The organism is Roseinatronobacter sp. (assembly GCF_051859525.1).
Classification (GTDB): Bacteria; Pseudomonadota; Alphaproteobacteria; order Rhodobacterales; family Rhodobacteraceae; genus Roseinatronobacter.
This window is the reverse complement of sequence record NZ_JBHYFM010000001.1, coordinates 529,539-549,773: the sequence shown is the minus strand read 5'-3', so window position 1 is coordinate 549,773 and position 20,235 is coordinate 529,539. Positions and strand designations below refer to the sequence as shown.

The following is a 20,235-nucleotide window of genomic DNA, read 5'->3' as shown; positions in this document are numbered from 1 at the left end:
CCGAAAAACCGACACCCGCACCACATGGTCGCGGGTGTTTTGCGGCGTGCATCGTGTGAATTGTTATGAATGCACCGTTTGACGCAGGCTTTGAACTTGGTGCGGAAGGTTGTTGACGAAAGAACTCAGGTATAATATCTGACAGCATTAGTAGGGATTATGCGGAGTTCCGCACAGCCAGATGTCGAAAGGCATATCAGCCAACAGGGTTCCTGCCGTGAAACATAGACCCCTGAAAGAGGTTAACATGACAATTTTGCGCAATTCCGTCTTTGCATTGGCCGCCTTTGCCGCCACGCCCACGCTGGCCGATCTGACACTGTATTCGGGCCGTGGCGAACCGCTTGTTGCCCCCATTATCGAAGCCTTTACCGCACAGACGGGCATCAATGTGAATGTCCGCTATGCCGGCACGGCCGAACTGGCCGTCCTGCTGCAAGAAGAAGGTGATGCATCGCCTGCCGATCTGTATTGGGCGCAGGATGCGGCAGCCCTAGGTGCCGTTGTTGACCTGTTCGCACCGCTGCCCGAATCACTGGTTGGCGATGTGCCCGCCGCCTACCGTGACAGCGAAAACCGTTGGGTGGCCACATCCGGCCGTGGCCGCGTCATTGCTTATTCCCCCGAGCGTGTGTCCGAAGACGACCTGCCCGCATCGATTTTTGACCTGACCGACGAAAAATGGAAAGGCCGCATCGCCCTGCCCGCAACCAACGGGTCGTTTCTGGCACATGTGACCGCAATGCGCGTCATCCACGGCGATGATGAAACCCGCACATGGCTGGAAGGGATCGCCGCCAATGAACCGGTTGCCGTGCGCAACAACACGGCCGGTATTCAGGCCATTGGGGATGGCGAGGCTGATATTGCCATCACCAACAACTACTATCTGAACCGTTTCCTGAACCGTGATGCAGACTTCCCTGTCACACAGACACTGTTCAGCAATGAAGGCGATATTGGCAACCTGCTGCTGGTGGCCGGTATGGGTGTTCTGGAAAGCTCGGACCACAAGGAAGACGCGCAAGCCTTCATCGAATTCCTGCTGTCACCTGCGGCACAGCAGTATTTCACCGGCGAAGTATCGGAATTCCCGATCATTCCGGGCACGATTGTCACACGTCAGGATATCAACCTTGACGATGTGATCCGTGTTGCGCCAGAAGTCGACCTGAACACCATCGGCGATTTGGAAGGCACACTGGAAATGCTGCGTGAAGTCGGGCTGATTTGACCCTAAGCACCGCGATACAACCCCGCCCGTGGCGCATGCCGCGGGCGCGGGTCATCTTCTCGGCCCTCGGTCTTGCGATCGGGGGCCTGATGGTGTTGCCACTTGTCTGGCTGGCGATGCGCGCCGCCCAAGCGGATCTGGCAACCGTCATCGACATGTTCACCCGCCCGCGCACGCTGCAACTTCTGGGCAACACACTGGCGCTGGTGGTGTGCACGCTGGCACTGGCCACAGCGATGGCGCTGCCGCTTGCCTGGCTTGTCAGCCGCACAGACCTGAAATACCGCAGGCTTGTCAATATTCTGGCGGTCATCCCGCTGGCGACACCGGGCTATGTCATGGCCTATGCCCTGATCGGTTTGTCGGGCAATTTCGGGTTCATGAATCAGGTGTTCGGGTTCACCATTCCACGCCTTCAGGGGTTGTCGGGGGCAACGCTGGCACTTGCATTATATACATTCCCTTACATCTATCTGAACCTGCGCGCCGCATTTGCGGGTCTTGACCAATCATTGGAAGAAGCGGCCCGCGCCCTTGGCGCCAGCCCGCGCGAAGTGTTCCTGCGCGTGACCCTGCCCCATCTTATGCCCGCGCTTATGGCCGGATGGCTGGTCGTTGGCCTGTATGTCATTGGCGATTTCGGCGCGGTCGCGCTGATGCGTTACGAAGTGTTCAGCTATGCAATCTATATCCAGTATTCCGTTATGTTTGACCGCGTTTACGCAGCTTGGCTGGCGTTGATGCTGATTACCATCGCACTTTCGGTGGTGTGGTGGGAAAGCCGCCTGCGCGAGGGGGCACATTATTCCCGCACCGGATCAGGTGCAGGCACAGCGCGGCGGCGCATGACATTGCCGCCCGTGTTCCAGCTGCTGGGCTGGGGGTTTGTGGCGCTTGTTGTGCTGGCCTCTGTCGGGTTGCCGATTGCGGTTCTCAGCTTCTGGATGGTGCGACTGGATGACCTTCAGGCGGTAATGCCGGCACTGGTGCGGGCGTTTTCACAATCGCTGTCGGTTGCAGTGCCTGCGGCCCTTATGGCGGCTGCAATGGCCCTGCCGGTTGCTGTCTTGGCTGTGCGTTACCCGTCGCGCCTGTCGACATTCATCAACCGGCTGGCATTCGTGGGGTATGCAGTGCCTGCGCTGGCCTTCGCCCTGGCCTTCGTGTTCTTTTCGCTGAATGCCGCGCGGTTTCTGTATCAGACCCAGGTGCTGCTGGTGACGGTCTACGCGCTCAGCTTTCTGGCGCTTGCGCTTGGTCCGATCCGCTCGGCCCTGTATCAGGCACGCCCGTCGGTCGAGGAATCCGCGCGTGCGCTGGGGCATGGGCCGCTTTCAGTGTTTGCACGGGTCACCCTGCCAACCATCCGCCCCGGCGTTGTCGCGGGCATGGTGCTGGTGTTCGTCATTGCCATGAAGGAACTGCCCATCGCCTTCTTGTTGGCGCCGACCGGATTCCGGCCCTTGTCGATCACCATGTTTTCGCGCACATCCGAGGGGATGCTGATGGAAGCTGCACCTTATGCAGCGGCAATCATGCTGTTTTCGGCCCTTTTCGTAGGTTTCGTTTTGCGCCATGACAAGAAGGCCGGTTAACGGCCAAGGAAAGACACGACATGACCAGCCTGCCCAAAACCCTGAGTTTCAAAATGCCAGCCGAGGCCACCCCGTCCGGGTTCCGGCCCAAGCCGCAGAAAGTCCTGCTGGGGGTCAAACGGCTGCGCAAGCATTTCCCGCACGGGGATACGCCAGCGGTGGAACGTGTCAGCTTCGATCTTGGCGAAGGGGAAATGCTGGCGCTTCTGGGCCCGTCGGGCTGTGGCAAGACAACGACCCTGCGCATGATTGGCGGCTTTGAAACCCCGGATGAAGGAACCATCAGCCTGCATGGGCACGACATCACGCGCCACCCGCCCGAAGCGCGCGGCATAGGTTTTGTCTTTCAGGATTACGCGCTGTTTCCGCATCTGACTGTTCTGGACAACGTGAAATTCGGGCTTCGCAAGCTGTCGCGCCCCAAGGCTGACGCGCGGGCGCGCGAAATGCTGGCCCTTGTCGGGCTGGTCGGGCTGGATGCGCGCAAGCCGCATGAATTGTCGGGCGGGCAGCAACAACGCGTGGCACTGGCCCGCACCCTTGCAGTCGCCCCCCCCCTTGTCCTGATGGACGAGCCGTTTTCAAATCTTGACGCAGCCATGCGGGTGGAAACCCGTCAGGAAGTGCGCAAGTTGCTTAAGGCGGCAGGGTCCGCCGCGATTCTGGTCACCCATGATCAGGAAGAAGCAATGGCCGTTGCCGACCGCATTGCCGTCATGGACGCGGGGCGCGTGGTCCAGATCGGCACCCCGGACGAGATTTACCGCAACCCTGTATCGGCCTTCGTGGCGTCCTTCCTTGGGCGGTCCAATATTCTGACAGGGACCGCATCAGGGATGGAAGTGAAAACCGAGTTCGGCAATCTGCCCCTAAGCCGTGCGGCCAACGGGGCCGTTTCCCTGTCGGTGCGCCCCGAACAGATCATGCTGGAACCCGACCCCGACGGCACCGCATCTGTTGTCGGGCGTGAATTTCGGGGGCATGACCAGTTATTCTGGGTGCAGGACGGCGAGCGCTGCATGCTGGTCATATCCGGCGCAGGGGCCAGCATAGATATTGGCGCAAAGGTGCGGCTGCGCATTTGTGACTGCGTGGTGCCTTTGGCGTGACTATGCCGTGTCGTTTTCATGCGCGGGAAACGGAAATTTAATCTTTGGCGCGGAAGCTGTCCCCTGGCGTTGTTCACGGGGTAGCTGCACATATGTTCCAAACATCCAGTATCTCAAGCTCACAGTTCGAACTGGACCTGTTGGCGCGCCAGTCTGTGGACCTGGGGCATAATATTGTTTTGATACATGCCAGTGTCGATATGCTCGATAAGGTGATGAGTGAACAGGTCACCCTTGTTGACGACGCACAGCAAGCGGCCCGGCGTATTTCGCAAGCCAATACCGCCGTCAGGAATGCCGCAGAAAATGTCGGCAGCACAGTCCGTGACACAGTGGAAACAGTCGGAAACTCGGCGACAAGCATCCGCGCGACATTGGACAAGAACCAGACAGTCGCGGAATGGGTCCAGACGCTTGATGCGTCCATGTCGGCGATAACCCGGACCCTTGGCGAAATGTCCAACCGCGCGAATGCCATCAAGGACATTGCCCAACAGGTCAATATGCTGTCAATCAACGCCCGCATAGAAGCGGCCCGTTCCGGCGATGCGGGGCGCGGGTTTGCCGTGGTTGCACAGGAAATTGACCGCCTGTCCCACCAGACCGCAGAAACAACCCAAGGGATTACACTGTCGATCGAGGATTTGACGGGAAGCATCTTAGCGCTTCAGAAGGACTCGGGCGTTATTGCGCGGGAAGCCAGCCAGTCACTGAAGGACAGCACAGCAATTGAAGATGCATTGGGCAGGATTATCGAAAAAGCGACGCAAAGCGAAGCCTCGGTCACCGAAATTATGACCAAGGCCGCCGATGTGGATGCCGCCAATAGCAGCTTCATGCCGGTTTTCGCGAATGTGAAAAAGGGTATCTCGGAAACCGCTGCACATTTGCACGACACGCGCGCGCAGTTGGATACTGTGGTGGATATCAGTGAATCCATGGTGCAGAAAACCGTTGAACTGGGTGGTGCGTCAGACGATGCGCAGATGATTGAAACGGTTCAATCCACCGCCAACGACATGTCCGCAGCACTGGAACAGGCAGTGGCGCGGGGTGACATCACCATGGCGCAGCTTATGGATTTCACCTATCACCCCATTCCTGACACCAACCCCCAACAGCATCTTGCTGCATTCACAGATCTGACCGACCGCTTGTTTCCTGCATTTCAAGAAGCGGTGCTTCAGGCGAACCCGAAGGTTACATTCTGCGCCGCCGTGGACCGCAACGGATATCTGCCAACCCATAACCGAAAATTTTCCAGCCGCCAGACGCGCGATGTGGATTGGAACGCCGCGAATGCGCGGAACCGGCGCATTTTCAATGACCGCGTGGGCCTGGCTGCGGGGCAAAACACCAAGCCCTTCCTGCTACAAATATATCGCCGTGACATGGGCGGCGGACACTATAAGATGATGAAGGATATTTCCGCGCCGATCATGGTAAACGGGGCGCATTGGGGTGGCTTGCGCCTTGCCTATGAGTATCAGGGCGAAGGGCACTGACAGGGGCCTTGCCCAATGCGCAGCCCCCCTGCAAAACAACAGATCAGTCCGCGCAAAAGCGGCCCGCGATTATCCGCATAAGGGCACGCGACGCCGACACTCTCGCAAGGGCTACACGCATGAAAACGCGTGCAACCTGATCCTGACGGCAAAGTTGCGCGCTACACCAATCGAACATATGGCGGTGCGCAATGCGCCCTTATGCTTCTGCGTCCAGACCCGCAGCCGCGGCCCCCGCAAGGGCTGCATCCGCGTCATTGTCCGATGTGTCGCCCGTCACGCCAATCGCGCCCACCACGACACCCCCCTTGCGCAGCAGTACGCCGCCGGGAACCGGAACAACCTGCCCGCCATACACACCATTCACGGCGGCCATGAAATAGGCCTGCGCTTCGGCCCGCGCCATCTGTGCGCGTCCTGCCATGCCCAGCATAACCGCACCATAAGCCTTGCCCTGTGCAATCGCGAACCGCCCCGGCGCCGCGCCATCTTCACGCTCGAAGGCCAGAACATGCCCCCCACTGTCCAGCACAACAACCGACAGCGGCTTCAACCCCATATCACGCCCTTTGGCACGGGTTGCAGAAATGATGGTGCGGGCCTGTTCCAGTGTCAGTGTCATAAGTGTTTTTCCCTGTTTGCGTTGTCCGGCCTTGACATACCCCAGACGGGACCGCGCGAAAAGATCAGATGCGTTCCAGCGCAACAGCGATCCCCTGCCCGCCGCCCACACACATGGCAACCAACGCGCGCTTGCCCCCTGTCCGTTGCAGTTCATACAACGCCTTGACCACCAGTATTGCCCCCGTTGCCCCGACCGGATGGCCCAAGGCAACCGCGCCCCCATTCGGATTGACGCGCGCAGGGTCCAGTCCCAGTTCGCGCATTCCGACCAAGGCTTGCACGGCAAAGGCCTCGTTCAATTCGATGACATCGAAATCATCAACATGCAGCCCGAATTGCGTGCATAACTTCCGGACCGCAGGAATCGGCCCATACCCCATACGCGCCGCGTCAACCCCGCATTGGGCAGTGCCCAGAATGCGCGCAAGCGGCACAGCGCGGCTTCCTGTCAGGGCCGCTTCATGTGCCAGAACCAGTGCTGCCGCCCCGTCCGTCAACGCGGCGGAATTTCCTGCCGTCACCGTACCCTGTGGCGCGAAGGCCGCAGGCAACCGGGCCAACATGCCCAAAGACGCGCGGCGCGGCTGTTCGTCAGTGACGAAATCCTGCGGCAGGCCCTGCGGTTGAACAGGCACAGGCACAATCTGGGTTTCAAAACGGCCCTGCTGAATGGCATGCAACGCCTTGGCATGGCTTTGGGCCGCGAACTGGTCCTGATCTGCGCGGCTGACTGAAAATTCCTGCGCCAGTCTTTCGGCAGTATACCCCAGCTTGCAGCTGCCAAACGGACAGGTCAGCGCGGCATCCAGCAGATCAACCAGATCCGCATCGCCCATCTTTTTGCCGAAACGCGCCTGTGTCAACAAATGCGGTGTCCGGCTGATGGTTTCTGCCCCACCCACCAAGGCGATATCGCATTGGCGTGTCGCCAAAGCCTGCCAGCCATTCACCACGGCCTGCAAACCCGACCCGCAAAGCTGGCTGACATTCAGCGCACTGACCGACGCTGGCGCCCCCGCGCGGATTGCCGCAACACGCGACAGATACAGGTCATTGGGCGCGCTGGTGCTGACCACCCCGAAAACACTATGCGCAATCAGGTTTGGGTCAATTCCCGCACGGTTGACAGCCGCACGCCCCACAAGCCCCGCAAGGTCCAGTACCGGAACATTGGACAAAGCCCCACCAAAGCTGCCGAGCGCGGTCCGCGCGCCCCCCAGAATAAAAATGTCTTGCATCCGGAACCGTATTAAACCTGCATTCGGCTTTTCTTAACCTAGCCTCGCGCAGAAGATGACCCTAGGTCATCCGGATTACAACCCTGGATTTAAGCACCTGGACTAAAACCATCTTTTCGGTGTGAAAAATGCGCGCCCCATTTACGGCGCGCAGTCTGTGGTCCGGTGGTTTCAGACACGCTCCAGCGAAAGGGCAATCCCCTGCCCGCCGCCTATGCACATGGTGACCAAGGCGCGTCTCGCGGCGCGGCGGTGCAGTTCATACAGCGCCTTTACCGTGATGATCGCGCCTGATGCCCCGACAGGGTGGCCCAAGGCAATCGCCCCGCCATTGGGATTTACACGTTGCGAATCCAGCCCCAGTTCGGCCGACACGGCCAGCGCCTGTGCGGCAAATGCCTCGTTTGACTCGATGATGTCGAAATCACCAACCGCAAGCCCTGTGCGTGCGCATAATGCCTGAACGGCAGGAACAGGGCCTATGCCCATGACATCGGGCCGGACACCTGCATGCGCATAGCCGGTGATCCGCGCCAACGGTTGCAAACCGGCCTTCTGTGCAGCAGACGCCCGCGCCAGAACCAATGCTGCCGCGCCGTCATTGATGCCGCTTGCATTTCCCGCCGTGACGCTTCCGTCCTTGGCGAAGGCAGGGCACAATCCGGCCAGTGCATCGGCGGTCGTGGCCTTGGGGTGTTCGTCCGTGTCGAACACCACATCGCCCTTGCGCGTTTTAACAGCTACCGGCACGATCTGGCTGGCAAAACGCCCATCAGTGATGGCGCGCGCCGCGCGGGTCTGGCTTTCCAGTGCGAACGCATCCTGCATATCGCGCGTAATGCCATATGCGCGCGCGACATTTTCAGCGGTTACCCCCATATGGCCGGTACCAAAGGGGCAATTCAGCGCGCCCAGCATCATGTCAATGCCAGCCACATCCCCCATTTTCTGCCCGAACCGCGCCGCGGGCAGGATATAGGGGGCGCGGCTCATACTCTCGGACCCGCCCACCAGCGCAAAATCGGCATCCCCCAGTGCCAGCGCCTGAACGCCCGAAACAATGGCCTGCACACCGGACCCGCACAGCCGGTTCACGTTCATCGCGGGCACAGTTTCCGGCACGCCCGCCTTCATGGCCGCAAGCCGCGACAGATACATATCTGCCGGTTCGGTGGCGATGACGTTGCCGAACACCACAGTGCCGATCTGGTCCCCCGACACACCTGCGCGCGACAGTGCCGCCGTGGCAACGATGTGCCCCAGTTCCACAGGTGTAAGCCCCGCAAGCGCGCCCCCGAACGTGCCAATGGCCGTGCGCGCGCTGCCCAGAATTACGATATCGTCCATCAATGCCCCCAGATTGAATGCCGCCTTGGCCACCAGTCTAGGGGCTGGAAGGGCTGCAATCCATCACCAACAGATGTGACGCAGCGTCGGGGCACATCAGCCGCGGGTGCGTTTGGCCTTCTTGCGGGCTTTTGCATCCGCAGTTTTGCGTTTGCCGACCGCGCGGCGTACAGGACGGCCACGGCCATGACGGCCACGCGGGTTGCGCGCGGGCGCTTCGCCCTCGACCTCCAGCAACTCCAGCGCCAGCCCGCCGGTCACAGGCTCTGCCTCGGCCAGCTTGACCTTGACGCGCTGGCCCAGACCAATCCGAAACCCCGTGCGTTCCCCTTCCAGCACCTGCGCCTCCGGATCGTGGCGGAAATATTCGTCACCGATGGCACGAATGGGCACCAGACCGTCTGCGCCAGTCTCATCAAGTTTTACAAACACCCCGAAGCGCGCAACGCCAGACACACGGCCAGTAAATTCCGCGCCAACCCGTTCGGCCAGAAATGCCGCCAGATAGCGGTCGGCCGTGTCGCGTTCCGCCGCCATGGAGCGGCGCTCGGCCTCTGAAATGGATTTTGCCGTTTCGTCCAGATGGTCCAGATCCCATTGCGTCAGCCCGTCATCACCCCAGCGATGTGCGCTGATCAACGCCCGATGCACAATCAGATCCGCATAGCGCCGGATGGGCGATGTGAAATGCGCGTATTCGCGCAAGGCCAGCCCGAAATGCCCGAAATTCTGGGCGTTGTAATAGGCCTGCGTCATGGACCGCAGGGTGGCCATGTTGATCAATTCGTCAAATTCGGTGCCTTCGGCCTGCGCCAGCAACTGGTTGAAATGGCGGGTTTTCAGCACCTGCCCCTTGGCCAGTGCAAAACCGGATTCACGCGCCAGTTCGCGCAGTGATTCCATTTTCTCGGGGCTGGGTTCCTCATGCACACGGTACAGCAGCGCGGACCCTTTTTCGCGCAGGGTCTCGGCGGCAGCAACATTGGCAAGGACCATGAAATCCTCGACCAGCCTGTGGGCATCGAACCTTTCCTTGAACGCAACCGAGGTGACGCGCCCTTCGTCCGACAGGACAATCTGGCGTTCGGGCAGGTCAATATCCAGCGGCTGGCGGCGGTCACGGGCACGGCGCAGCGCGCGGTAGGCGGCGAACAGATCGCGCAACCCCTCCGCCAGTGGGGCTGTGGCGTCGTCCAACTGCCCGTCATCCGCCGCCTGTGCCTGTTCATAGGTCAGCGACGCGCGCGACCGCATCATCGCGCGGTGAAAATCATGCGTCAGCTTATTGCCATCCGCGTCAATCACCATGCGCAGCGCCATACAGGGCCGGTCCACCCCTTCATGCAGCGAACACAGATCGCCTGACAGGATATCGGGCAGCATGGGCACAACACGGTCGGGGAAATATGTGGAATTGCCGCGCCTGCGCGCCTCATGGTCCAGTTCAGATCCGGGGCGCACATAGGCCGCGACATCTGCGATGGCCACCCACAGGATGAACCCGCCCGCGTTTTCGGGGTCGGGGTCGGCGCTGGCCATGATCGCGTCATCATGGTCGCGCGCATCCCACGGGTCGATGGTCATCAAATCCAGATCGCGCAGGTCCCTACGGCCAGACAATCCAGCCGGTTCGGCGCGGTCAGCCTCGGCGATCACGGCATCGGGGAATGCATCGCGGATACCATGCTGATGAATGGCAATCAGTGACACGGCCTTGGGGGCGGTCGGGTCGCCCAGACGCGCGATGATGCGCGCGGCAGGCGGTCCAAAGCGGCCCTTGCCCAGTGGCTCGGCGTGGACCAACTCGCCATCCTGCGCGCCTTCAGCGTCATGGGCAGACACGCGCCAGTCACGGTCCGCGCCCTTGTCGATGGGCACAACACGCCCACCTTCGGCCGATGCGCGAAACACGCCCAGAATACGCGTGGGGTTGGTGCCGATCTTGCGCATCAGGCGGGCCTGATAGTCATAATCGGGGCCGCGAATAGCCTCGATCCGGGCCAGCACGCGATCCCCTTCGCCAAGGGCGGGGTCATCGCTGCGGGTCAGGAACAGGATGCGCGGCGCAGGGCCTTCGCTGCGCCATTCGACCGCGCGCGCGAACAAATCGCCCTGCGCATCAGGGGCCAGAATTTCCAGCACCGTGACAGGCGGCAGCGCGCCCGTGCCACCTTTGGACCGGCGACGCGGCAGAACGCCCTCGCCCTCCAACTCGCGCAGCATGGCTTTCAGGTCGATCTTGGCGCCGCCCTTGATCCCGAAGGCTTTGGCAATGTCGCGTTTGCTGGCGGCGGGATTTTCCGCGATCCATGCGCGCAACTGGTCCAGACTGGGAAGCTGTTTCATGCAACCCCCCTGCATTCAGGTTGGCCCGCGCGCGTTGCGCAAGGCAGGGGTGGACCCCCTGCCGGGGTTGGGCGGGCGGGGCGGAACGGGCGCGGGGCAAGCGTTGGGAAAAAGCACATCATGCGCGTTCCTTAGCATGCGCCATCAGTGCCGTCACGGCGCATTCCGGTCACACTGGCCGCACCATATCCCGATGCGCAATCCCCGCATCCAGATATTCCGGTCCTGTCACGCTAAACCCCAGCCGTTCATAAAACCCGATGGCATGGGTCTGCGCCCCCAGTCTGGCCTGTGTGACCCCGTCGATCTGGCGCAGGCAGTCCAGCGCGGCCTCGATCAGCGCAACGCCAATCCCCTGCCCGCGCATCTGCGCCAGCACACACACGCGACCGATCTTGCCGGTTGCCCCATGCACCAGCAAACGCGCGCAGCCAACCGCCTGCCCGTCCTTATGCGCCAGAATATGCAACGCATCATTGTCGCGCCCGTCCACTTCCTCAATCACGGAAACGCCCTGTTCCTCAATGAACACAGCACGGCGCAAGGCGTGGCAGGTGGCAATGTCTTCCGTCAGGGCAATGGACAATGTCATGCGAAATACCCCCGCAGGATACGGCCATAAACGGCTTTTAGCTGGTGTATCTGGTCAATCTCGGCATATTCATCCACCTGATGCATGGATGTTCCCACCAGTCCGAATTCCACCACAGGGCAATGGTCCTTGATGAACCGCGCATCCGACGTGCCGCCCGATGTCGACAGCACAGGCACAACCCCGCATTCGTCTGTCACAGCCTGTGTCACCAGATCGGACAGCGGCCCCGGCGGGGTCAGGAAACTTTCGCCGGAAATATGGAAGTCCAGATCCAGCGCCACATCAGTTCCGGCAGCGACTTCTTGCGCGACATCGCGCAACCAGTCCGACAGGCTTGCGCCTGTGTGCAGGTCGTTAAACCGGATGTTCAGCGTTGCACGCCCTTGCGCCGGGATCACATTCGATGCGGGATTGCCCACATCGATGGTGGTCAGCGCCAGCGTGGACGCGTCGAAATGGTCCGTTCCACGGTCCAGTTCATGGCGGGCCAGCCGGTCCAGATAGCGCACCAGAACCGGTAACGGATTGGCCGCGCGGTGTGGATAGGCTGCATGCCCCTGCCGCCCGCGCGCCACCACATGCGCCGTCAGCGACCCGCGCCGCCCGATCTTGATCATCTCGCCCATGGTGTTCGGACAGGTGGGTTCGCCCACGATACAGGCCGACATCGCCTCTCCGCGCGGGGCCATCCAGTCCAGAAGGGCCACAGTGCCGTCCTGACTTGGCCCTTCTTCATCGCCGGTGATTGTCAGGATCACGGCCCCGTCGGGCGGTGTGGTGCGCACGAAATCAACCGCCGCCGCCACAAAGGCCGCAACACCCGATTTCATGTCACATGCGCCCCGCCCCCAAATGCGGCCTGCGTCACTTTCGCCGCCGAACGGCGCGCGGGTCCAGTCATCGGGGTTGCCCAGTGGCACGACATCCGTGTGCCCGTTAAACCCAAGGCTGCGCGCGTGCCCCCGTGCGCCCCAGCGCGCGAACAGATTGGGGGTGCCGTTGCGGTCCACTCGGACACAAGTGAACCCTGCCCCCTCCAGCAGGGATTGCAGCAATTGTAGCGCGCCGCCTTCTTCGGGGGTAATGGACGGGCAGCGCACCAGCGCTTGCGTCAGGGCAACAGGGCAAACTGTATCAGTCATTTTCATCCGCATCGCTGAACCATGTTTTCTGCGCGACAATCACGGCATTTTCAGCCAATGCGCGCGCCATAAGATCGCGTTCTTCCTGTGGCACCTCATCGCCCGCGGCAAGGCGTTCGTCCAATGTGCCATAGCTTGTCACATCCAGCGGCCGCAGATCGGCCTGCTTGAGCACGGCAACCGTTTCGCGCACGGCCTCTGCCTCGTCCACGCCGGTGGCATAGACCAGAAGCCCCGCACCGGTTGCCCCCTTGGGCAGTTTGTCGCCGGGCATATGCCCCAGTTCGACCAGCAATGTAAAAACCTGCTGCGGGCGTTTGGGTTTCTCCGGCGGGGGAACAGGGGTATCGGGCATGACGGGTTCCTTTCGTGCCATTCACCTGTCAGGAATCGGCCCTCAGGGCAAGCCCCACGATGCATGCGCAGGACGCGCACGGGGCTGGCCCCCGTTGCACGGTTTCGATATGCAAGGGGCTGGATCAACCATGCGGAGTGTCGTTTATGTCCCATACCATTGCAGAACTGGCCAAGGCACTGGGGCTGCGCGCCGAAGGGGTGCTTGATCTGACGATCACCCGTGCGGCCGAACCCGCACAGGCAGGGCCGGACGCGCTGGCCATGGCAATGGACCCCAAATATGCCGCCGGACTGGCGCAGGGGCAGGCACAGGCGGCAATTCTATGGGACGGTGCAGACTGGCAGGCCATGGGCCTGAAAGCCGCGATTTTCGCGCCCCGCCCCCGCTGGGCCATGGCAGGCGTTTCGGAATTGCTGGACCCCGGTTATGATTTCGGCACCGGCATTCACCCGCAATCGTTTATTCATGCCACAGCACAGGTGGCCGACGGGGCCTGCATTGGCCCGTTTACCAGCATTGGCGCACGCGCCGTCATCGGCCCCAATGCCCGCATTGCCCCGAATGTTACTGTGGGCGAGGATGCGGTGATTGGTGCCGATGTGATATTGCATGCAGGTGCGCGCATTGGCGCGCGTGTTGTCATTGGCGCGCGATTTATCGGCCAGCCGAACTGCGTTGTGGGCGGTTGCGGGTTCAGTTTCGTGACGCCAGAGCCGTCCGGCGCAGAAGATGTGCGCGCAAGCCTGTCAGGCGAACGGCAGGTGCGCGCGCAAAAATGGCACCGCATCCAGTCATTGGGGGCCGTTCGCATTGGCGATGATGTCGAACTGGGCGCGAATTCGTCCATCGACCGCGGCACCATCCGCGACACGGTCATCGGGTCAGGCACCAAAATAGATTCGGTCTGCCAGATCGGCCATAATGTCCAGATGGGCGAGGATTGCATGATGTGCGGTATGGCAGGGGTTGCAGGGTCCGCGCGCATTGGCAACCGTGTCCTGCTGGCCGGCAAGGTTGCGGTGAATGACAATATTTTTGTGGGCGATGATGCGATAGTCGGGGGGGCCAGCCGCGTTTTCACGAATGTCCCCGCAGGGCGCGCCGTGCTGGGCGATCCGGCGACCAAGCTGGAAACGCAGCTGGAAATCCGCAAGATCATCCGCCGCCTGCCGCGACTGGTGGCCAATGTCGCCAAATTGCAGGACGCCGTTTTCGGCCCTGACCGCAAGGGATAGCAGGAAAAAGCCCGCAACAGGATCGTTGCGGGCTTTTTTGCAGCATTTATTTCACTGGTGTTCAGGCAGCCTTGCGCGGCGCGGCAACCTTGGCGGATGTATCTTCTGCCTCGGTGACCATGGCGTGGTGCAAAACCTTGATGGCTTCATCCTTGGCCTCGCGCGGCAGCAGGAATTGCACTTCTACGCGGCGCAGGCCCTGTTGGGCCGCCAGTGCCTTGATGCCCACATCCTCCAGCGCGGTCAGACCGCGCGCCAGCACGGAAATCGCGCTTAGATCGGACCCGATAACCGACACCATGGCCAGCGGCCGCACCGTCACTTCGGCATTGGGATAGGTTTTCAGGATATCGCGTTCCACACGGCGAATAGCCTTCAGCGACCCGCTAAGATAATGCGTGATCGTGTTGGCGTTGGAATGCTTGGAGACGATCCAGATGTTATGACGTGCCAAGGCATCCAGAATGCACGCGTCATAGCCCTTGACGCCGACCATGTCGGGTTCATGCACTTCAAACGCATGCACACCAAGGCCGGTCACCATTTCAACGCGGCCTGCGCTGCCCCCGTCAGGCCCGATCAGCGTGCCGGGATCTTCGGGTTCAAACGCATGTTTCACACGCAAGGGCACATCCGCGCGGCGCAGCACGCGGGCAGCGTTCGGGTGGATGGCTTCCATGCCAAGGTTCGACAACTGGTCGGCCACGTCATAGCTGGTGCGACCAATCTTGCGGGTATTTTCTTCGCCCACAATCTTGGGGTCTGCTGATGACAGGTGAAATTCCTTATGGATAATCGCCTCTGACGCGCCGGACTGGGCCGCCAGATGGGCAAACACCACTTCGGAATAGCCGCGATCATATTCGCGCATCAGCCCTTCCGCGCAATGGGCATAGCCGGTCACAATAGGAAGTTCTGATGCAAGATCAATGCCTTCCATCGCGTTATTCAACCGCATAGCCAGATCGGGGTTGCTGTCATCGCGCCAGCCCGACAGGTCGACAAAGCGTGCATTCACGCCGTGACGTTGCAGCAGCAAGGCAGTGACGAAGGCGGAATGCGCCTCTCCCATACCGGACAGAAGTTCGCGCACGGTCTGCATCTGCTGGTCAATGCGGAAATGCCCGTATGATCCAAGGCGCTGCAAATCCAGCAGGCAGGCGCGCGCCCCTTCAATGCGGTCCCGCACGAAGGCATCGGCGCGTTCGCGGTCGCCGTCATGGTCCAGAATCTCGCCATGGATTTCGCACATACGCGCAGCAGTATCGCGCAATGCATCCCCCCAGCCCGCGCCACTGTCATCATTGGCAAAACGGGCATAGACACCGGGCGATCCGGTCTTTTTATGTTCCAGCAGCATGTTGGTTATGCCGCCGAATGCGGACACGACAAAAACGCGGTTATAGATTGCACCTTGGTCGCGGTCGCCGACATACAGTGTATCAAGCAATTCGCGGGCGCGGCTCATGCATGTGCCGCCGATTTTCTCAACAGTGTGAGTCATGGGAATTTGGGCAGGTGGCTTTTCACCCCTGCCCGCCTTTGGTTCAGGAATTTTCCAGCGCGTAAGATCCGTCTTCGCGGTGCACTTCCTTGCCTGTCACAGGCGGGTTGAAGCAGCAGGCAAAGACCATTTCGGTCTTGCAGCGCAATGTGTGCTTGTCATGCTGGTCAAGTGCATACATCACACCGGGGCGCAGCTCGTGCACCTTGCCGGTGGCAAGATCCTCGATGCTGCCTTCACCCGAAATGCAATACACACTTTCAAAGTGGTTCTTGTAGTGGAAGGTATGTTCACTGCCTGCCGCGATGGTGGTGATGTGGAACGAAAACCCCATCCCGTCATCCGCCAGCAGCAGACGAACCGACTCCCATTGCTGCGCACCTACGCGCCGGTCGGTTTTCTTTTCTTGGTGAAAGTCACGAATGATCATGCTTGCTTACTCCGCTGCAATTTTCTGACTGGTTTGCGCCTTGACGGCATTTTCCAGAATATCAAGTCCGGCCGCAAATTGATCCTGCGGAATGGTCAGGGGGGCCAGCACCTTCACCACCTCGTCATGTGCGCCCGATGTCTCGATGATCAAGCCATGCTCGAAGCAGGTCGCACAGATCGCGGCGGCCATATCGCCACTGCCCACATCAATGCCTTGCATCATGCCGCGCCCTTTCAGGGTCGCACCCGGAACATTGGCGGCAATTTCGCGCAGGCGTTCGGTCAGGAAGGCTGATTTCGCCTCGGTTTGGCGCTGGAAAGCATCATTTGACCAGAATTTCTCCAATGCGACACGCGCGGTTACAAAGGCATGGTTGTTGCCACGGAAAGTGCCGTTATGTTCGGCGGGTTTCCACACATCCAGATCCGGTCGGATCAGCAGGCCAGCAAATGGCAGGCCCATTCCCGACAGCGATTTCGCCAGCGGAATAAGGTCCGGCTGAATGCCCATCCCCTCGAAGCTGAAAAACGGGCCGGTGCGTCCGATCCCAGCCTGAATGTCATCCATGATGACCAGCGCGCCATGTTCGCGCGCCAGCGTTTGCAGGCCTTTCAGGAATTCGGTGCTGGCCGCGTTCAGACCACCCTCGCCCTGAACAGGTTCAATCAGGAACGCCGCAGGCGCATCAATCCCGCTGGAGGGGTTTTCCAGCATCGCGCGGATCATCGCCAGCGAATCAACACCGTCCATCGCCCCTTCATAGGGCATGCGTATCACGCCCGACAGGGACATGCCCGCGCCCGCCCGCTTGCCGGCATTGCCGGTCGCAGCCAGCGCGCCCATGGTCATGCCGTGGAAGCCGTTGGTGAACGCGATAATCGTTTCACGCCCTGTGGTCTTGCGTGCCAGCTTCATCGCCGCCTCGACCGCGTTGGTACCTGTGGGGCCAGTGAACATGAACTTGTAATCCATGCCGCGCGGTTCCAGCACCAGACGCTCGAACGCGTCCAGAAAGTCTGCCTTCGCGTCTGTGTGCATGTCCAGACCATGGGTCACCCCATCGCGGCCGATATGATCCAGCAGCGCGGCTTTCATATCGGCGTCATTATGCCCGTAATTCAACGACGAACAGCCCGCCAGAAAGTCGGTGTAGCTGCGGCCGTCGGAATCAGTCAGGGTCGCGTTCTGCGCTTTGGTAAATGTCACCGGAAAGGCGCGGCAATAGCTGCGCGCCTGCGATTCGCGGCGTGAATAAATGTCGGTCTTGGAACCGTGTGTCATGGCTTTTGGCCTTTCGATAAATGAATGAAGTGCTGCGCGCGCTGGCCTTAGGCCGCGATGCGCAATGCCTTGCGTGGCAGGCTGATTGTCACCAGATGTTCGGTCGCGTGCTGCCCGTCCAGATGACTGTCGCGGTCAAAATGCGGGGCATCGGACAGGCGCCCGCCCAAATCACGCGCGAAACTGCGGAACAAGCCCCATGAGGCCGCGTTGCTTTTGGTGATCGTCGTTTCCAATGCAACAACCTCTGCGCAGGCAGGACGGTTCAGAAGCGCGGACAGCATCCGCTTGCCCAGACCCAGACCGCGCGCATCGCTGTGCACGGCAACTTGCCAAACAAATATTGTATCGGGCTGGTCAGGAGGGATATGGCCGGAAATCCAACCCAGAACTTGACCATCACGTTCGGCCAGAACGCAGGTTTCGGCGAAATGATCGCACTGGACCAGGTTCATATACATCGAATTCTGATCCAGGGGCGGACAAGCCGCAACCAGCTTCCAAACCTCGGACCCGTCTTCCTTGCATGGCTTGCGCAGGTGCAACAAATCGGCGGTCGGGCTTACAACTTTCAGGTTTTCTTTCGACATGTGCTCATTTTCTGGTCGTTTCCTTTGAGTGACGATATATAACGACCCTAACTTATTTTTCAACCTTAAGAAGTTTTTTCTCATGGTTGACTATTTTTATTATTTTTTTCAATTATTTAAATTCATAAATCACAAAAAATCCACTGTTTTTTCAGAAAAATGCTTCGCTAGCAAAATAATTTGCCTACCAAAGCAGTTTTCACGTCGCCCGCCAACCAGCTTGATCAGAAGGCCCTTGATCTTGCGCGCCCTGCACGGCAATGTGCCTGCCTACCCATTCCAAATATGCAAGGCTAACGTGACCGACCGTTCTTCTGAAACGCTGATTGCACTGCGCAGGATCATGCACGCGCTGGAAGGTAATGCGCGTGCGATGGCGCGCGCGTCCAACCTGTCGCAGGCGCAACTGCTTGTGCTGTATACTCTGGCCAGAAACGGGCAGGAAATGCCGCGCGACATTGCGCGCGCGCTTGGCGTTGGTCAGGCCACGATTTCCACCCAGATCGACAAACTGGAACTGCGTGGGCTGGTCCGGCGCGAACGCAGGCATTCAGACCGGCGCGCGATCTGGGTTATCCTGACAGATACGGGGCGCGCGCTGCTAGACCAGACGCCCGACCCGTTGCATGAACGGTTTACGACACGGTTTCGGAAATTGGAAAGCTGGGAACAGACCATGCTGCTGGGCGCAGTTGAACGGTTGGGCAGCCTGTTTGACGCTGAAAACACCACCCCTTTCCCCCCGTCCGAGGACGGGCGCGGACCTGTTCCAGCCGAAGAAGCAGAGGGCTAGGCCAGCCCTCTGCCCCGACAATCACTCAGCCGATCTTCTGCAACTGCGCCAATGCGCGGCCAAGGCGGTCGATCTCATCGGCCAGCAGGGCGGATTTCTCGCGCGCCTCGCTCACCACGTCTTCCGGCGCGCTGGCCACGAACTTGGCGTTGTTCAAACGCCCCTCAATGCCCGCGCGTTCTTTCTCGGCCTTGGCTTGGGTCTTTTGCAGCCGGTCCTTCTCGGCGGCAATATCAATCACCCCTTCCAGCGGCAGGCCGAACGTGCCCCCTTCGACCGCCACGGTAATGGACCCTTTGGGCAGCGCATCCACCTGTTCCAATGATGCAATGCGCGCCAGCTTGGACACCAGCGCCATGTTGCGCGCCAAGGCCGCCTGCCCCTCCGCGCTCAATTCCAGTTGCACCATGTTCAGCTTCAGCCCTACCGGCACCCGCAGTTGCTGGCGCGCGGACCGGATGGTTTCGATCAACCCGATAACCCAGTTCATTTCACGCATGGCGCCCGCATCGACCAGTTCCGCGCCGTACTCCGGCCAGTCGGCATGTGCACAGATCTTGTCACGCGCCCCTGTCAGGTGCCACAATTCTTCTGTGATGAAGGGCATGATCGGGTGCAGCAGGATCATGCACTGATCCAGCACCCATGCCATTGTCGCGCGGGTTTCCTGTGCCTGATCGCCGTCAAACAGCGGCTTTGCGAATTCGACATACCAGTCGCACACCTTGCCCCAGACGAAGGCATAAAGCGCATTGGCGGCATCATTGAACCGGTAATCCGCCAGCGCCGCATCAACGGTTTCGCGCACTTTGGCCGTTTCGCCCATGATCCAGCGGTTCACTGTGGCCTGCGCCTGTGGCGGGGTCGCCTGTGTGCTGTGGTTTTCCCAAACCCCGTTCATTTCGGCAAAGCGGCAGGCATTCCACAGCTTGGTGGTAAAGTTGCGGTAGCCCGCAATGCGGCTTGTATCCAGCTTCAACACGCCGCCCATGCTGGCCATGGCCGCATTGGTAAAGCGCAGCGCATCCGCGCCATATTCATCAATGATTTCCAGCGGATCAACGACATTCCCAAGGGATTTGGACATCTTCTTGCCCTTGGCATCGCGCACCAGCCCATGCAGATAGACGTGGTGGAAGGGAACCTCATCCACCACCGCCAGTTGCATCATCATCATGCGCGCGACCCAGAAGAACAGAATATCCTGTCCTGTGATAAGGACGCTGGTGGGGAAAAAGCGTTTCAGCTCGTCTGTCTGCTCCGGCCAGCCCAGCGTCCCGATGGGCCAGAGGCCCGAGGAGAACCA

Annotated in this window: 18 protein-coding genes; 6 read left to right on the top strand and 12 right to left on the bottom strand. The window is 60.4% G+C overall.

Annotated features, from left to right (window positions below; all coding sequences use genetic code 11):
- Positions 1-217: 217 nt before the first annotated feature.
- From ACTIE1_RS02710 to ACTIE1_RS02695, 4 genes are all read left to right on the top strand, one after another.
- Positions 218-1,234, top strand: a complete 1,017-nt coding sequence (locus tag ACTIE1_RS02710) for an iron ABC transporter substrate-binding protein (RefSeq protein WP_439563244.1) — start codon at positions 218-220, stop codon at positions 1,232-1,234.
- Entirely contained in the window at positions 1,231-2,829 is a 1,599-nt protein-coding gene (locus tag ACTIE1_RS02705) for an ABC transporter permease (RefSeq protein ID WP_439559927.1), read from the top strand. Before ACTIE1_RS02710 ends, ACTIE1_RS02705 begins: the two co-directional genes overlap by 4 nt.
- A 20-nt stretch (positions 2,830-2,849) precedes the next feature.
- Positions 2,850-3,938: an ABC transporter ATP-binding protein gene (locus ACTIE1_RS02700; protein ID WP_439559928.1), complete on the top strand. Its 1,089-nt coding sequence runs from the start codon at positions 2,850-2,852 to the stop codon at positions 3,936-3,938.
- A 92-nt stretch (positions 3,939-4,030) separates the two neighbouring features.
- Positions 4,031-5,443, top strand: coding sequence for a methyl-accepting chemotaxis protein (locus ACTIE1_RS02695; protein ID WP_439559929.1), 1,413 nt, complete (start codon positions 4,031-4,033; stop codon positions 5,441-5,443).
- A 199-nt stretch (positions 5,444-5,642) separates the two neighbouring features.
- Here ACTIE1_RS02695 and ACTIE1_RS02690 read toward each other — a convergent pair whose 3' ends face one another.
- The 7 genes from ACTIE1_RS02690 to ACTIE1_RS02660 form a co-directional block, all read right to left on the bottom strand.
- Positions 5,643-6,065: a GlcG/HbpS family heme-binding protein gene (locus ACTIE1_RS02690; protein ID WP_439559930.1), complete on the bottom strand. Its 423-nt coding sequence runs from the start codon at positions 6,063-6,065 to the stop codon at positions 5,643-5,645.
- 64 nt (positions 6,066-6,129) lie between these two features.
- Positions 6,130-7,305 (bottom strand): acetyl-CoA C-acyltransferase, encoded by a 1,176-nt coding sequence (locus tag ACTIE1_RS02685; RefSeq protein ID WP_439559931.1) that lies wholly within the window; start codon positions 7,303-7,305, stop codon positions 6,130-6,132.
- A gap of 171 nt (positions 7,306-7,476) precedes the next feature.
- Positions 7,477-8,652: an acetyl-CoA C-acyltransferase family protein gene (locus tag ACTIE1_RS02680; RefSeq protein ID WP_439559932.1), complete on the bottom strand. Its 1,176-nt coding sequence runs from the start codon at positions 8,650-8,652 to the stop codon at positions 7,477-7,479.
- A 96-nt stretch (positions 8,653-8,748) separates the two neighbouring features.
- Positions 8,749-10,998 (bottom strand): ribonuclease R, encoded by a 2,250-nt coding sequence (gene rnr, locus ACTIE1_RS02675; RefSeq protein WP_439559933.1) that lies wholly within the window; start codon positions 10,996-10,998, stop codon positions 8,749-8,751.
- A 169-nt stretch (positions 10,999-11,167) separates the two neighbouring features.
- On the bottom strand, positions 11,168-11,590 hold the full coding sequence (locus tag ACTIE1_RS02670) for a GNAT family N-acetyltransferase (protein WP_439559934.1): 423 nt from the start codon (positions 11,588-11,590) through the stop codon (positions 11,168-11,170).
- Complete coding sequence (gene dapE / locus ACTIE1_RS02665; protein ID WP_439559935.1) at positions 11,587-12,735, bottom strand: succinyl-diaminopimelate desuccinylase; 1,149 nt, start codon at positions 12,733-12,735, stop codon at positions 11,587-11,589. Before dapE ends, ACTIE1_RS02670 begins: the two co-directional genes overlap by 4 nt.
- Entirely contained in the window at positions 12,728-13,090 is a 363-nt protein-coding gene (locus ACTIE1_RS02660; RefSeq protein ID WP_439559936.1) for a hypothetical protein, read from the bottom strand. The genes dapE and ACTIE1_RS02660 overlap by 8 nt, the downstream gene beginning before the upstream one ends.
- A gap of 146 nt (positions 13,091-13,236) precedes the next feature.
- On the opposite strand from ACTIE1_RS02660, the gene ACTIE1_RS02655 reads away from it, so the two are divergent.
- A complete protein-coding gene (locus ACTIE1_RS02655; protein ID WP_439559937.1) occupies positions 13,237-14,328 on the top strand; it encodes a UDP-3-O-(3-hydroxymyristoyl)glucosamine N-acyltransferase in 1,092 nt (363 codons plus the stop codon).
- A gap of 61 nt (positions 14,329-14,389) precedes the next feature.
- Here the strand turns inward: ACTIE1_RS02655 and ACTIE1_RS02650 are convergent, their stop codons facing one another.
- Genes ACTIE1_RS02650 through ectA form a run of 4 tightly spaced genes read right to left on the bottom strand, consistent with a single transcriptional unit; the run spans position 14,390 to position 18,136 of the window.
- Positions 14,390-15,832: an aspartate kinase gene (locus tag ACTIE1_RS02650; RefSeq protein ID WP_439559938.1), complete on the bottom strand. Its 1,443-nt coding sequence runs from the start codon at positions 15,830-15,832 to the stop codon at positions 14,390-14,392.
- Positions 15,833-15,875: 43 nt separating this feature from the next.
- Complete coding sequence (locus ACTIE1_RS02645; protein ID WP_439559939.1) at positions 15,876-16,262, bottom strand: ectoine synthase; 387 nt, start codon at positions 16,260-16,262, stop codon at positions 15,876-15,878.
- 6 nt (positions 16,263-16,268) lie between these two features.
- Positions 16,269-17,546, bottom strand: a complete 1,278-nt coding sequence (gene ectB / locus ACTIE1_RS02640; RefSeq protein ID WP_439559940.1) for a diaminobutyrate--2-oxoglutarate transaminase — start codon at positions 17,544-17,546, stop codon at positions 16,269-16,271.
- Between the two features lie 47 nt (positions 17,547-17,593).
- Positions 17,594-18,136: a diaminobutyrate acetyltransferase gene (gene ectA / locus ACTIE1_RS02635; protein WP_439559941.1), complete on the bottom strand. Its 543-nt coding sequence runs from the start codon at positions 18,134-18,136 to the stop codon at positions 17,594-17,596.
- Positions 18,137-18,434: 298 nt separating this feature from the next.
- Between ectA and ACTIE1_RS02630 the strand changes: the two genes are divergently transcribed.
- Positions 18,435-18,929, top strand: a complete 495-nt coding sequence (locus ACTIE1_RS02630; protein WP_439559942.1) for a MarR family winged helix-turn-helix transcriptional regulator — start codon at positions 18,435-18,437, stop codon at positions 18,927-18,929.
- Between the two features lie 25 nt (positions 18,930-18,954).
- Here ACTIE1_RS02630 and ACTIE1_RS02625 read toward each other — a convergent pair.
- A partial coding sequence (locus ACTIE1_RS02625; protein ID WP_439563243.1) for a class I tRNA ligase family protein occupies positions 18,955-20,235 on the bottom strand: 1,281 nt, incomplete at its 5' end.

Excerpts from the sequence above, each read along its gene's own strand:
- ACTIE1_RS02700 (WP_439559928.1), top strand. The coding sequence starts at position 2,850 with ATGACCAGCCTGCCCAAAACCCTGAGTTTCAAAATGCCAGCCGAGGCC.
- ACTIE1_RS02695 (WP_439559929.1), top strand. The coding sequence starts at position 4,031 with ATGTTCCAAACATCCAGTATCTCAAGCTCACAGTTCGAACTGGACCTG.
- ACTIE1_RS02690 (WP_439559930.1), bottom strand. The coding sequence starts at position 6,065 with ATGACACTGACACTGGAACAGGCCCGCACCATCATTTCTGCAACCCGT.
- ACTIE1_RS02685 (WP_439559931.1), bottom strand. The coding sequence starts at position 7,305 with ATGCAAGACATTTTTATTCTGGGGGGCGCGCGGACCGCGCTCGGCAGC.
- ACTIE1_RS02680 (WP_439559932.1), bottom strand. The coding sequence starts at position 8,652 with ATGGACGATATCGTAATTCTGGGCAGCGCGCGCACGGCCATTGGCACG.
- rnr (WP_439559933.1), bottom strand. The coding sequence starts at position 10,998 with ATGAAACAGCTTCCCAGTCTGGACCAGTTGCGCGCATGGATCGCGGAA.
- ACTIE1_RS02670 (WP_439559934.1), bottom strand. The coding sequence starts at position 11,590 with ATGACATTGTCCATTGCCCTGACGGAAGACATTGCCACCTGCCACGCC.
- dapE (WP_439559935.1), bottom strand. The coding sequence starts at position 12,735 with ATGACTGATACAGTTTGCCCTGTTGCCCTGACGCAAGCGCTGGTGCGC.
- ACTIE1_RS02660 (WP_439559936.1), bottom strand. The coding sequence starts at position 13,090 with ATGCCCGATACCCCTGTTCCCCCGCCGGAGAAACCCAAACGCCCGCAG.
- ACTIE1_RS02655 (WP_439559937.1), top strand. The coding sequence starts at position 13,237 with ATGTCCCATACCATTGCAGAACTGGCCAAGGCACTGGGGCTGCGCGCC.
- ACTIE1_RS02650 (WP_439559938.1), bottom strand. The coding sequence starts at position 15,832 with ATGACTCACACTGTTGAGAAAATCGGCGGCACATGCATGAGCCGCGCC.
- ACTIE1_RS02645 (WP_439559939.1), bottom strand. The coding sequence starts at position 16,262 with ATGATCATTCGTGACTTTCACCAAGAAAAGAAAACCGACCGGCGCGTA.
- ectB (WP_439559940.1), bottom strand. The coding sequence starts at position 17,546 with ATGACACACGGTTCCAAGACCGACATTTATTCACGCCGCGAATCGCAG.
- ectA (WP_439559941.1), bottom strand. The coding sequence starts at position 18,136 with ATGTCGAAAGAAAACCTGAAAGTTGTAAGCCCGACCGCCGATTTGTTG.